9 protein-coding genes are annotated in these 13,195 nt (G+C 63.8%); 6 read left to right on the top strand and 3 right to left on the bottom strand.

What is annotated here, in order from left to right; genetic code table 11:
* Positions 1-382 precede the first annotated feature (382 nt).
* The 6 genes from NE591_RS04370 to NE591_RS04345 all read left to right on the top strand — a co-directional run bounded on the left by NE591_RS04370 (position 383) and on the right by NE591_RS04345 (position 7,634).
* Positions 383-1,057 (top strand): response regulator transcription factor, encoded by a 675-nt coding sequence (locus NE591_RS04370; protein WP_173111462.1) that lies wholly within the window; start codon positions 383-385, stop codon positions 1,055-1,057.
* Positions 1,054-2,130: a HAMP domain-containing sensor histidine kinase gene (locus NE591_RS04365; RefSeq protein ID WP_173111459.1), complete on the top strand. Its 1,077-nt coding sequence runs from the start codon at positions 1,054-1,056 to the stop codon at positions 2,128-2,130. Before NE591_RS04370 ends, NE591_RS04365 begins: the two co-directional genes overlap by 4 nt.
* A gap of 691 nt (positions 2,131-2,821) precedes the next feature.
* Positions 2,822-3,580 carry an ABC transporter ATP-binding protein gene (locus tag NE591_RS04360; RefSeq protein WP_041714745.1) on the top strand — a complete coding sequence of 253 codons (759 nt, stop codon included), beginning with the start codon at positions 2,822-2,824 and terminating at the stop codon, positions 3,578-3,580.
* The gene (locus NE591_RS04355; RefSeq protein WP_173111456.1) at positions 3,570-5,783 is read left to right on the top strand and encodes an ABC transporter permease; all 2,214 of its coding nucleotides are present in this window, start codon (positions 3,570-3,572) and stop codon (positions 5,781-5,783) included. The genes NE591_RS04360 and NE591_RS04355 overlap by 11 nt, the downstream gene beginning before the upstream one ends.
* 46 nt (positions 5,784-5,829) lie before the next feature.
* Complete coding sequence (locus tag NE591_RS04350) at positions 5,830-6,273, top strand: GatB/YqeY domain-containing protein (protein ID WP_173111453.1); 444 nt, start codon at positions 5,830-5,832, stop codon at positions 6,271-6,273.
* A gap of 191 nt (positions 6,274-6,464) precedes the next feature.
* Positions 6,465-7,634, top strand: coding sequence for an ATP-binding protein (locus NE591_RS04345; protein ID WP_197745974.1), 1,170 nt, complete (start codon positions 6,465-6,467; stop codon positions 7,632-7,634).
* Positions 7,635-7,844: 210 nt separating this feature from the next.
* On the opposite strand, the gene NE591_RS04340 is transcribed toward NE591_RS04345, so the two are convergent.
* The 3 genes from NE591_RS04340 to NE591_RS04330 all read right to left on the bottom strand — a co-directional run bounded on the left by NE591_RS04340 (position 7,845) and on the right by NE591_RS04330 (position 13,092).
* Positions 7,845-8,717, bottom strand: coding sequence for a hypothetical protein (locus tag NE591_RS04340; protein WP_114538616.1), 873 nt, complete (start codon positions 8,715-8,717; stop codon positions 7,845-7,847).
* 192 nt (positions 8,718-8,909) lie between these two features.
* Positions 8,910-9,572: a 4Fe-4S dicluster domain-containing protein gene (locus NE591_RS04335; RefSeq protein ID WP_114538615.1), complete on the bottom strand. Its 663-nt coding sequence runs from the start codon at positions 9,570-9,572 to the stop codon at positions 8,910-8,912.
* Position 9,573: 1 nt separating this feature from the next.
* Complete coding sequence (locus NE591_RS04330) at positions 9,574-13,092, bottom strand: molybdopterin dinucleotide binding domain-containing protein (protein WP_173111450.1); 3,519 nt, start codon at positions 13,090-13,092, stop codon at positions 9,574-9,576.
* Positions 13,093-13,195: the final 103 nt, after the last annotated feature.

The following is a 13,195-nucleotide window of genomic DNA, read 5'->3' as shown; positions in this document are numbered from 1 at the left end:
CCTTTCTTTATACATTGTTCGTTAATTTCGTCCGCATTTTTCTTCTGCAGACGCTTATAACTCAAGATCTCAGGCAAATTCCGCCCATTCGCTTACTATCGAGCGGTCGAGCACGCCTTCCGAGTAAAACTGGTAACCAACTTACGGTTGCGTAAGGTTGGAAGTTGCTGGGGGCGGGGACGGCGCGCGGGCTTACAATGGGCTGCGATGCTTGCCGTCGCGCTTGAGCGCACGAACCTCGCGCCCGCGCTTGAGCGCACGCACCTCGCGCCCGCGCTACCGCGCCCGAGCCTTGCGCGCGAGCCCCACGTCCGAACCTCGCGCCCGAGCGCCACGCCCTGCGCGGACGGCACCTGTGAACATCGCCGAAAGAGAGGCAGCCATGGCCCAGCGCATTTACCTCATCGAAGACGATACCGCCCTGCGCACGGAGCTGGCCCACGTGCTGGAGCTTTCCGGCTACGCCGTGGCGGCCTACGAGGGCACCTGGGGCGACACCGCGGCCCGTGCCCTCGCTGCCGAGCCCGACTGCATCGTGCTCGATTTGAAGCTGCCCGGCGCCGACGGGCATTCCATTTGCCGCGACATCCGGGCCAAAAGCTCGGTGCCCATCCTCATGCTCACCTCTTCGGAAAGCGAGTTCGACGAGGTGATGGCTATGAACCTGGGGGCCGACGATTACGTGACCAAGCCCTATCGGCCCGCCGTGCTGCTCGCGCATCTGCAGGCGCTACTGCGGCGCAGCACGAGTCCCGCCGCCGGTATGACGATCCTTCACAAAGGCGTGACGTTGAACATGGGCGCCGGCACCGTGGAATTCCAAGGACGCACTGCCGAGCTCACACGCAACGAGCTGCGCATCCTGCAGACGCTCATGCGTAACCCCGGCGTAGTGGTGCCCCGCAGCGAGATCATGTGCGCCCTGTGGGAATCCGACGCCTTCATCGACGACAACACGCTGACGGTGAACGTGAACCGCCTACGCAAGACGCTGGGAGCTTTGGGCGTGCCGGAGGACTTCCTCACTACCCGCCGCGGCGTCGGGTACGCCGTATGAGCGGGCACGGCACAGGCGAGGCGGATACGCCCATCGCCCCCTTCACGCCGGCCACCTACGTGCGCGACAACGTCATCGGTCTGGCGGCGTTTCTGCTGGCCCTTGCAAGCACCGTGCTCATTCTGCCGGCCCTCGGCGTGAACTCGGCGGGCACGCTGCTCGTCGCCGACGTCCTCACGCTCATCGCGCTGGGCGCCGGCTTTCTGGACTACCGCCGCAAGGCCGCTTTCTACCACGAACTGCACCACCTTACCGGGCAGCTGCGCCAAGCCTGCGTGCTTCCCTCCCTCATCGCCGAGCCGCCCTTTCTGGACGGGAAGATCGCCTACGATACGGCCTCGCGCCTCGCACAGCTTTCAGCCGAGGAGACGGCAGCCCTGCGCGACAATGAGGCCGCCTACCGCCGTTACGTGGAACTGTGGATCCACGAGATAAAGACGCCCATCGCCGCCATCAAGCTCATGCTGGCCAACAACCCGGGCCCCGAATCCGCCAAAGTGGCCCGCGAGCTGGAGCGCATCGAAGCCCAGGTGGATCAGGCCCTCTACTACGCGCGATCCACCTCGGTCGAACGCGATTACGCCATCCGCGAGGTGAACCTGGCCGCCGTCGCCCGAGAGGCCTGCAAGCGACACAGCCGCTTCCTCATCGAGAAGGGCTGCACCCCTGCCTTCGACATTCCGGATGCCATGACGGTGCTGGCCGACGAGCCCTGGCTCGTGTTCATCTTGGGGCAGGTGATCGTAAACGCGGCGAAGTACGGCGCCACCGCGCTTACGTTTACCGCCCGCGAAGAGGAGCCCGGCACCTCCCGCGGCCGCACAGTACTTGAGGTGCGCGATAACGGCTGCGGCATTCCCGCCGCCGACGTGCCCCGCGTCTTCGAGCGCGGTTTCACCGGTCAGGTCGGCCGCGCCCACGGTTCGGCCACGGGCATGGGCCTTTACCTGGTAGCGAACTTGTGCGCCTCCATGGGCCTGCACGTGGGCCTCGCCAGTGAAGAGGGCACGGGCACCCGCGTCATCCTCACCTTCCCCCACGACCGCACCCGTAAAGAACTCTTCGGCGCTTAGAAGAGGCGGCCAGGTAGAAACAGGTAGAAACCTGCGCAACCTAACACATTCGTAAGTCAACCGTAAGTCCGATCGATGGAACCATACACACCTCCTCTTTAGGATGAAATCAAGCTCGCGATCCGTCAAATGCAGGAGGCGGATACGGGGCGTTCCGACCGAGCGAGTTCCGCAGCGACTGGAAATGCCCGGTGGGCATTTCCACAAAGCGAGGACTGTCTGAGCGAATCGGAATGCCGCATAGCCGCCTCCGGAGGGACGGAGCATCCCGAAGCCGTCTCCGGACAGGCGGAACGCGAGCCGCACATCCGAGAGAAAGGACTGTCGTGAACACTGCAGGGAAAATCATCCTGACGCTTGCTATCATCGGGGCCGTGGGAGCCTTCATCTCCCACCAGCTGCCCAAAACCGAGAGGAGCTACTAATGGCCGAAGTGTACACCGAACCCACCCCCTCGGCCTTCGGTCCGCGTCCGACCGATCCTGGCACGCCTGTGCCCCTCGATGGCGACGGCACGACGACCCTCGACGGCATCGCCGCCGCTTTCTCCCGCGAGAACTACGTGGCCGGCGCCGCCTCCGCAGCCAGCGCCGCCAGCGGAAGAGGAGCCCACACCGCCCGTGGCGCCCACCGTGCGGCCGACCCAACCCACGCTTCTCAAGCCGGCCACCCCGTCAACGCAGGCTCCCCAATCCTCTCCGTGCGCTCCATCGAGAAGGTCTTCGGCAGCCGCGACTCGGTCACCCACGCGCTGGCCGGCGTCAGCTTCGACGTGGCCGCCGGCGAGTTCGTCGGCATCATGGGTCCCTCGGGCTCTGGCAAAACGACGCTTCTGAACTGCGTCTCCACCATCGATACGGTCACGAGCGGCCACATCATCGTGGGCGGCCGCGATATCACCGGCATGTCGAAGCGCCAGTTGGCGAAGTTCCGCCGCGACGACCTCGGCTTCATCTTCCAAGACTCGAACCTGCTGGACACGCTCACCGGCTTCGAGAACATCTCGCTGGCCCTCACCATCAAGGGCGAGCCGGCCCGCGCCATTCCCGGCAAGGTGAACGCCATGGCCGCGCGCCTCGGCGTGGATGGCGTGCTGCAGAAGTACCCCTACCAGATGTCCGGCGGCCAGAAGCAGCGCGTGGCCGCGGCCCGCGCCATGGTCACCGACCCGAAGCTCATCTTAGCCGACGAGCCCACCGGCGCCCTCGATTCCCGCGCCGCCACGGTGATGCTGGAGATCATGGAGATGATGAACGAGCAGATGGGCGCCACCATCATGATGGTCACCCACGACGCCTTCGCCGCCAGCTACACGAACCGCGTGCTGTTCATCAAGGACGGCGCCGTGTTCAACGAGCTGCGCCGGGGCGACGAGAGCCGCGACGCGTTCTTCTCGCGCATCATGGAGGTCGTGTCGTTCCTCGGCGGGGAGGCCGGCCATGTATCTTAAGCTCGCCCTGCGCAACATCCGCCGGTCGGTGCGCGATTACGCCGTCTATTTCATCACGCTTTTGTTTGGCGTGGCGGTGTTCTACGCGTTCAACTCCATCGGCAGCCAGCAGATCCTCTTCGACATGGAAACCTCGGCCTCCCGAAGCGTGTTCGATTCCACCACCTACATCCTGGGCATGTTCTCCGTGGTGGTGGCCTGCGTGCTGGGCTTCCTCATTCTGTACGCCAACCAGTTCCTCATCCGCCGCCGCAAGCGGGAGTTCGGCACCTACCTGGTGCTGGGCATGACGCCGGGCCATGTGTCGCGCATCGTGCTGTACGAGACGGTGCTCGTGGGGCTGCTTTCCCTGGCCGTGGGCCTCATCTGCGGCGTGCTGCTCTCCCAGGGACTGTCTTTTTTCACCGCCGCGCTGTTCGGCACGACGATGACCAACTACCAGTTTGTGTTCTCCCCCGACGCCTTCCTCGTCACGCTCGCCTGCTTCGCTGCCATTTACGTGGTGGTGGCCGCCTTCAACACCATCACCGTGAGCCGTTGCAAGCTCATCGACCTCATCCGCGCCGGCGAGAAGAACGAGCGCGCCGGCGTGCGCAACCCGTGGGTGTGCCTTGTGGGGTTCGTCGCAGCAGTGGCCATCCTCGCCTACGCCTACGAGCAGCTCATCGAGAACGGCCTCGTGATGCTGGACCAGCCCGAGTTTATCCGCGCCACCATCGGCATGCTGGTGGGATCGCTTCTGTTCTTCTGGTCGCTCGCAGGCTTCGCCATTGCCGTGCTCACGCGGCTTCGCGGCGTGTACCTGCGCAAGCTGAACCTGTTCACCGTGCGCCAGATCGCTAGCAAGGTGAACACGGCGTTCCTGTCCCTGTGGGCCGTGTGCGTGCTGCTGTTCTTCTCCATCACTGTGTTCTCCTCGGGCATGGGGCTCGTGGAGGTGTTCGTTGGCGGCGCGGAACGCTCGAACCCCTATTCCGCCACCTTGGAGGCGGCCGTGTGGTACGGGCCCGATGGGTCGAAGGCTTCCTCGTCGGGCGACCCACTTGATCGCCGCGCCGAGATGGAGGCCGAGGCCCCTGAGCGCCTGGCCCAGGCGGAGTCCTTCAACTGGGACATGGCTGCCGCCCTGCAAGAGGCCGCTCCGGAGCTGTGGGCCGAAACCGTAGGCGCCTTCGCCCAGGTGAGCGCCTATTCAGCCCCGGATATGACCTACGACCCCCTCGTTGCCGCTGCCGAGGCCACCGGCGTTGATCCGTCGACACTGCGCTTGGACGACTTGGGCTCCGTATGCACAACGCATCTCACCGTGGTGTCGCTCTCCGACTTCAACGGCGCCCGCGCCCTACAAGGCCAGGATCCCGTGGAACTGGCAGCGGGCACCTGCGCCTTGGCGAACAACATGGACATGGTGACGCCTTTGGCCCGAGCCGTGCTGGACGCGGCCCCCACGGTGACCATCGCCAGCGAGGAATACGCCCTGGCAGGTCCCCTGTACGACACGCAGCTGGAAGACAACGCCATGGCGGCCACAGCCATGGTCATCATCGCTCCCGATGAAGCCGTAGAAGCCCTGAAAGCCGCCGGCTGCATTCCCGACACCCAGTACTTGAACGTGATGTACGCCGACAACGGTAAGACCGCCGGCGAGAATGACGCGGCCATCGACGACATCGTGGCGGCCCTGCAACCCCGCGACATGGGCGGCTTCGAGAAGGGCACCCAAGGTGCCGACGACCCCTACGCGAGCCTCTTGTGGCCGGTCACGCGCATTCTCACGGCGAACGAAATGCTCTCCCAGTCTGCCGGGCTGCGCCTCATGATCACGTACCTGGCACTTTACATCGGCTTCGTCTTCCTCATTTCCACGGCAGCCATTTTGGCCATCCAGCAGCTCTCCCAAGCGTCCGATTCGACACCGCGCTACCGCATCCTGTGGAAGCTCGGCTGCGACCGAGGCATGATCTACCGGTCGCTTCTGGCCCAGGTGCTCGTGTACTTCCTCGTGCCGCTGGGACTGGCGGTGTGCCATTCCGTCTGCGCCATCGGCGTGCTGTCCGATTCCCTGCTGGACGCCATCGGCGTGTCCTCGGCCGGCCCCATCATGATGGCCGCCGCCCTCACGCTCGTCATCTACGGCGGCTACATGCTCGTGACCTACCTGGCCGCCCGCGGCATCGTGAAAACCGCCCTCACCGAGGGGTAAAAGCGCTATGATGGAGCCTGAAGCTTCCGCAGCCGAAAGGACGAGCATGGAATATCAACAGCTACAAGACGAGATCAAGGCGGCCATGAAGGCGCGCGACAACCACCGACGCGACATTCTGCGCCAGGTGCACACCGAGCTTAAGGCCATTGAGGTGAACGAGCGCCGCGAGGTGACCGAGGCCGACGTGGACGCCATGCTCAAGCGCACCATCAAGCAGACGAAGGAGACGCTGGACGGCTCCATCAAGGCCGGCAACAACCAGGAGCGCACCGACACCCTCACCGAGCAGGTGGCCATTCTGGAAGAGTACCTGCCCCGCCAAGTGGAAGGCGACGAGCTGGCAGCGCTTATCGATGAGGTGCTCGCCGACACGGGCGCGTCCACGAAGAAGGACATGGGCCGCGTCATGGGCGAGCTCACCAAGCGCACCGGCGGCAACTTCGACAAGGCAGCCGCCGCCAAGGAGCTCGGCAGTAAGCTGGGCTAGCGGCAACTGGCAGAGCGTTCCTGCGACCTCAAAGGCCTCCCGCAACTGGGAGGCCTTTCTTCGCTAAATGAGTTAAAGCGACCTAAAACTTTTAAAGCAACCTAAAAGAGTTAAAAGGAAAGTTGCACTCATTGAGTGCAGAATATGCTAAAATATTGCACTCAATGAGTGCAATATTGAAAGAGGCACCCGTGGATCAGCTCTATGAAAACATGCATCGACTGCTCGCGAACACACCGAACCAATTTGTTCGGTATCTCTACCCGCATATTCATTGGGAGAGTCGCATGCTCGGCATTGTCGGCCCTCGCGGCGTGGGCAAGACGACCCTTCTCCTTCAGCACATCCTCAACAGCAACCAGGCAGATGAGTCCCTCTTCGTATTTGCCGACAGCATGTACTTCTCGGAGCACACGCTCTTCGATACCGCTGAGGCTTTCTCGAAAAACGGCGGCACCTTTCTCTATATCGACGAGGTACACAAATACGAAGGATGGTCACGCGAGCTGAAAGCGATCTACGACTCCTTCCCTCACCTGCACGTGCGCTTCACCGGTTCCTCGGTGCTCGACATCGAAAAAGGCGAGGCAGACCTCAGCCGCCGAGCGCCTAAGTACCATCTGCAGGGCCTCTCCTTCCGAGAGTTCCTCGCCATGCGCCACAACATCAGCTGCGAGCCCTACACACTCGAGGAGATACTCGCCCACAAGGCTGCAATCCCAGAGGTCGATCACCCCCTTCCCCTTTTCAGAGAATACCTCGCGAGTGGCTACTACCCGTTTGGAAGCGACCCTGAATTCGAGATCGAGCTCGGCCAGGTGATCACCCGCACCTTGGAGGTGGACATACCGCAATTCGCCAACATGAACGCCGCGACCGGCCGAAAGCTCAAACGTCTGATGGCCCTCGTCAGCACCATGGCCCCCTTCAAGCCGAGCATGGCGAGCATTGCCGGTAAGATCGAGGTGAGCCGCAACAATCTTGAGGACTACTTCATGTTCATGGAGAAAGCAGGGATGATAGCCCGGCTCAGGCAATCCGGCTCGTCCATCAACCTTCTCGGTAAAGTTGAGAAGGTGTATCTGGACAATCCCAACATCCTCATGAATCTCGGCAACGAGAGCTCCGACCGAGGGACTGTTCGCGAGACTTTCTTCTTCAACCAAATGCGCGTCAACCGTCTGGTGACGGCATCGCCCGTATCCGATTTCGAAATCGAGGGCATCACCTTCGAGGTGGGTGGCAAGAGCAAAGGCCCCGATCAGCTGCGGAATGCGAAGAGGGGATATGTGGTTAAGGATGACATCGAGTACGGCTTCGCCAACGTTGTGCCACTGTGGGCCTTCGGCCTCAACTATTAGGCAGCCCAGATACGATGTCTGACAAGGCAGCCGCCGCCAAGGAGCTCGGCAGCAAGCTGAGTTTGCACCGTTCATGGCAGACCGGACACGGAGAAGGCCTCCCACAGGGAGGCCTTCTCAGTTACAGCGCTTTGTCGAAAGCGGGCCCGTTTGGCTTGCCTATGGGCTAGAGCGGGACGCGCGCCGCACAGGTACGCGCCCCCTCCATCCCTAGAAGAACGGGTAGATGGAGATGCCGGTCATGTAGAACACGACGCGCAGGGCGAGCGCGCTCACGAGCACGCAGGCCACGCAGACCGCGCCCCACACCTTCCAATCCTTCTTCGCCTTGCCGACGAAGGCGCCGGCCACGCCGCACGCCGCGGCGATGAGCGCGACCACCGAGAAGGGCAGCGAGGCGCCGGAGAGGGGCTCGGTGACGCCCGTCGGAGCGATGTCCATGGTGGGCTGGGTCGGGTCGAACCAGAAGTCCACCTGGGTGTAGGCGCCCACCGTCGCCTGCATAGCGACGAGGTAGGCCACCACAAGCACCACGTTCACGATCTGGCCGATGACGTTCACCTTGGCGGTATAGTCGAGCGACTCGTCCTTCACGGCGCACAGCACCGCCATGGTGGCCGGGCCGAAGCCGCAAGCCGCACCCAGAAGCGAGCCGATCTGCAGCACGGAATCCCAGGCGGGCAGCGAGGCCATCATGTAGGAGTGGCCCATGACGGCGACGAGCACCACGGCCAGCACTAGGCCGACCGCTGCGAGCCAAGCGGGCACCTTGGCCTCGTCGCCTCCGCGACGCAGGTACACGAAGTACACCACCATGACCACCGCGAGCACCACGATGGCGATGAGCTCCTGGGTGATGCCGCTGCTCAGGTGGCCGAAGCCGTTGAAGATGCGCTCCCAGTGCTCAAGATGGAAGAACACCGCGATGCCGCCCACGACCAGCAGCACGGCCGAGGTGATGAGCGCCGGCATCTGGGCGCGGGTGCCCTGCCCGCGCAGCGCGTAGAGGCACTGCGCACCGAACACGCCCGCCGCCCACGCGAGCAGCGTCGTGAACAGAATAAGAGGCCATTGTAATTCCATAATCAATTCCTAACTAATCATAGGTACGCCCAAGGAAGTCAGCGAGGGTCCGACAGGCGCCTGGAATTGCCCCGCCTTCGCGCCAAGTTGGCTTTGGCCAACGCCGTGCGCGAAACAAGGGGCAAGGCCAGGTGCCTGTCGGAGCCGCAGCGTCGAGCGGTCCGACGGCGCGTTAGCGCCGCCGGAACCTCGTTACTCCTCTCCTTGCCACTTGCGATTGCGCAGGATGTAGCAATGCTTCGGGCCGTTGCCCGTGTCGGTCAGATGGTACACATCGGCCTCGGTGAAGGGCTCGACCCACTCTCCGAGCGTCGTGCGGTTCTGCATCATCTCCTCGTAGGGAGTCGCCAGATCGTGGGTGGGCGCCAAGGCCTGGAAGGACTCCAGCCCCTCGTCCAAGTCGCCGAAGAAGCGGGCGCGGGAACCGCACTGGGCCACGCACTGGGGCAGCTCGCCCTGGGCGGTACGCTGCTGGCAGAGCGTGCACTTCTCGACGACGCGCTCCTCCTCGTTCAAGTAGCGCACGCCATAGGGGCAGGCCATAGCACAGAACTGGCAGCCGATGCACTTGTCCTTGTCGATCTGCACCGTGCCGTCCTCGGTCACGTGCGACGCCTGAGTCGGGCACACCTTCACGCACTCGGGATCCTCGCAGTGCTGGCACTGGATGGGGAGGAAGTACATCTCCACATCGGGCCAGTCGCCGCTCCCGCCCTCTTTAGGGGTGGGGCCGATGCGCAGCGTCTTGATCCAGAAATCGCCGGGCATAACGCCGTTGATGGTCTTGCAGGCCGCCGAGCAGGCCTGGCAGCCCACGCAGCGGTTCAGGTCGGTAACGATAGCGTAGCGGGCCATCTTACATCACGCTCCCATCCCACTCGGGTTCGCCTTCGAAGCGGGCGCGCACGCCCTTGCCCGTGGGCACCCACTCGCGCAGGCGCGGGTCGGAGGCATCATGGATACATTCGACGCCATTCGGATCGCACGGAACCGGATTGCCGAACGGGGAATTCTCGGCCGTGGCCTTGTACACGATGGTCGGGGTGGAACGCATCGTGGCGCAGCCGCCGACGGTGTCCTGGCCGTAGGGGTCGTTCACCACGTTGATGCCCACCAGCTCGAAGCCATGAGAGGCGGTATCGAACTCGGGGAACCACCACGCATGGTTGGCGTTCACGACGCCCTGGGAGATGCCGTAGTACAGATCGAGCACCTCGCGGACCTTGCCCCACGGCGTCTCGATCCACACCCAATCGCCCTGCTTGAGGCCGAGGCGCTCGGCGTCCTTCGGGTTCATCTCGATGCGGGGAGACGGCCACACCTCGCGGCACCAGGGCAGCTGGCGATGCTCGGAGTGGAAGTAGGTGGGCTGGCGGGAACCCGTGGTCATGAGGAAGACGTTGTCGGGCATGGCCTTCAGGGTGTCCTTGTAGCCGTGGTTCATGAAGTAGGTGTCGTCGGCGGAATCGATCAGCGCCGGGTCGTACAGCTCGGGCTTCGCCACCGGCGAGTCGGTGGGCTCGCGGTAGATCGGGAAGCGGTCGTCGTCGCCCTGGAACTGCGGCAGGTCGGAGTGCGCCCACTTGTCGGAGTCCTCCGGAACCTCGCCCATGTTGCAGATGTAGGCCTCGCACACGAGCGACCAGATCTCCACCAGACCGGAAGCGGTCATGAAGCCGGGATGGAAGTCCACGAGCGGGAACAGGTTGAAGCCGCCCTGCTGACGACGCCAGCCCATCTCGTGGCGGCGGAAGGTGCCCCAGCGCTCGGGATGCCACTCGCGGCAGTCCATCCAACCGTGATCGGTGAACCACTGCTTGGCCTCGGCCCAGGTGGGGCCCTCGGGGAACTCGGCGGTGCACCACTTGTCCACGTTGTCCTTCAGCACGCGGTCGTGGTCGGGCCATAGGTAGCTCGGCGCGCCGGAGGCGTCGTAGTCGTCGCCCAGCTGTTCGGTCCACTTGTCGATGAAGGTCTGGCACTGCGGCGCATAGTTGAGGTTCTCGGCCGGAGCGGCGTCCGGATCCTTCGTGTTCCACGGCACGCCCATGGCCTTGTACATGCCCACGTTCCAGTCGGGGTCATAGATGGTCTCTCCCGGAGGCTCGATGGCCGCACAGCAGCAGCCGAACATGCCGCCGGAACCCTGGGAGACGCGGGTGGAATCGAGCTCCATCCAATGCTGGCAGGGGAAGATGATGTCAGCGTTGCCGTTGTTGGGGCAGAACCACAGGTTGATGTCGACAAAGAAGTCGAGCTGCGTGGTGGCGTCCCAGGCGCGGGCAATGTTGCCCATATTCATGATGTCGCCGGACTGGCACACGCCGCCGTGCAGGGCGTACAGGGTCTCCTTGACGTTGTAGCCCACTTCCTTGTTTTCGTTCTCCATGGCCAGCGACCAATCGGGATCCTGCAGGCAGGCGTCCCAGATGCAGTTCGCGTCGGCCCAGCGAGCCCAGAAGCGGTTGAGCGGGAAGCGATCGGCGTCCACCTGGCCGGCCTGGCGCATGAAAATGGTCGTCGGGTTCGGCCAGCCCTGGGAGGGAAGCATGGCACCGCCCATGCGCTTGGCGATGACGATGGCCTCCTCGTCGGTGGGCACCTTGTTGCCGTAGCGCTCGGCGAGCGGGGAGTCCTCGTCGATGAGGTACTGCACGAAGTCCTGCATGTGCTTGGCGACTTCCTCCAGCGAGTAGTCGCGGCCCGGCCACACCTTCGCAGCATCGCCCCACGGCGCCGCCTTCTGCATGTTGGAGCGGCCCGGGTTGCCGTCGAACTGGCTCTTGCAGGAACCGCGGTTGCCGGCGGGCTCGTCGGAGTTGCCCGTCACGCAGGAGAGCATCTGCAGCACGCGGCAGTTCTGGATGGAGTTGCCGTTCTGGTCGGTGGCCAGCTGGAAGTGGATGCCGCCGTTGCCGTGGCGCGGATCGACGCGGGTCGTCCACACCTTCACGGCCTCTTCCGCCTTCTCGCCGGGTACGCCGGTGATCTCCTCCACCTTGTCCCAGGTGTACTGGCTCGTCAGATCGTGGAAGCCGTCCCACACGGTGCGGCACTGGTAGGTCTTGCCGTCCTTCAGGGTAACGGCCACCTCGCCGGGGAACAGCGCGGGCTTTTTGGGCAGGCCGGCCGGATTCGTGACCTTGCCCTTCTCGTTGCCTTCATCCCAATAGGCGTCGAACTTGGCGTCGGCCGGGTCGCACCACGTGCTCGGGTCGGGCAGCCAGCCGGGAGCCACGAGACCCTCGAGCGGATGCTCGATGAACGAGCCGGTGGTCGGGATCTTGTGCATCTCGCCTTCCCACTTGCCCTCTTCGGCGTCCCAGTAGGTAAGCCGGTTGTTGTTCTCGTCCCACACCATGAAGCGCTGGTACTTGCCGCCCTCGATGATGTCGGCTTCGGTGATGAGCTTCGTGCGCATGTCGATGCCGCCGTTGCCCTCCACAAGCCAGCCCTCGGTCTTCCAAGGTTTGTCGTCGCAGAAGAGGAAGGTGGCGTTGGACCAGCGGCGCACCATGGTATCGTCGTAGGCTTCGTTCTCGATGATCCAGTTGAACCAGCCGAGCGCCAGCGCGCCGTCGGTGCCGGGGCGCAGCGGTAGCCAGATGTCGGCTTCCTTGGAAAGCGGCGTCACGCGCGGGTCGACGCAGATGTGCGCCGTGGCATGCGGGGCCACGTCCGAGATGGTGCGGTTGGTGGTGTCGTAGTTGGAGTACTCCACGGCGGTGCCCCACTGCAGGTACACCTTCGGCTCAGCCTCCACTTCCATCCAGGGGGAACCCATCTCGTCGGTCATGATGCCGGCCCAGTGGCGCGGGCCCTTGCAGACCTGGTAGGCCAAGTGCGCGTTCGGCGTACCGAACAGCTGCTTCATGCCCTGGTAGGGGCCGAGCGACCACACGCGCGAGGTTCCGCACATGACGAAGATGGACTGTCCGCCGTACTTGTCGACGACCTCGCCCAGGCCCTGGCCCGACAGCTCGAAGGCCTCGTCCAGGGTGATGCGCACCCAACCGGGATCATCGGAGCCCTTGGGGTTCGTGCGCTTCACAGGGTAACGCAGACGATCGGGGTGATAGGCCGCATGCATGGACGACTGCGACTTCGCGCAGCAATGGCCGCGGCTTTGGGGTGCCGATTCGTCGCCTTCGACCTTGATGGCCTTGCCGTCCTGCACCGTCACCCAGACGCCGCACTCCACCTTGCCGCAAGCACGGCAGCACGTGCGCACGTGCTTCAGCTCGCCAGCGGTAGCGTCGGCATCTTCGGCGAGAGCTCGCATGGGCGCGACCGCCGAGGAACTTACTGCTGCAGCCGCACCGGTGATAGCCATCGTCTTCATGAAGTTGCGACGCGACATGGTTAGCTGTGCCATAAAATCCCCACCTCTCTCTTTCCTTTTCCTTTGCCGTTTCTCTCCTGCACCGAAATGGAGCGGCTTGTCCCCCGACTCGGCGGAAGGCTGGCGCTGTGCGTTG

This window comes from Adlercreutzia sp. DFI.6.23 (assembly GCF_024462535.1).
Lineage (GTDB): Bacteria > Actinomycetota > Coriobacteriia > Coriobacteriales > Eggerthellaceae > Adlercreutzia > Adlercreutzia rubneri.
The sequence above is the reverse complement of the archived record's forward strand: the minus strand, read 5'-3'. Positions and strand labels throughout refer to the sequence as shown.

Excerpts from the sequence above, each read along its gene's own strand:
- NE591_RS04340 (WP_114538616.1), bottom strand. The coding sequence starts at position 8,717 with ATGGAATTACAATGGCCTCTTATTCTGTTCACGACGCTGCTCGCGTGG.
- NE591_RS04365 (WP_173111459.1), top strand. The coding sequence starts at position 1,054 with ATGAGCGGGCACGGCACAGGCGAGGCGGATACGCCCATCGCCCCCTTC.
- NE591_RS04355 (WP_173111456.1), top strand. The coding sequence starts at position 3,570 with ATGTATCTTAAGCTCGCCCTGCGCAACATCCGCCGGTCGGTGCGCGAT.
- NE591_RS04330 (WP_173111450.1), bottom strand. The coding sequence starts at position 13,092 with ATGGCACAGCTAACCATGTCGCGTCGCAACTTCATGAAGACGATGGCT.
- NE591_RS04350 (WP_173111453.1), top strand. The coding sequence starts at position 5,830 with ATGGAATATCAACAGCTACAAGACGAGATCAAGGCGGCCATGAAGGCG.
- NE591_RS04335 (WP_114538615.1), bottom strand. The coding sequence starts at position 9,572 with ATGGCCCGCTACGCTATCGTTACCGACCTGAACCGCTGCGTGGGCTGC.
- NE591_RS04370 (WP_173111462.1), top strand. The coding sequence starts at position 383 with ATGGCCCAGCGCATTTACCTCATCGAAGACGATACCGCCCTGCGCACG.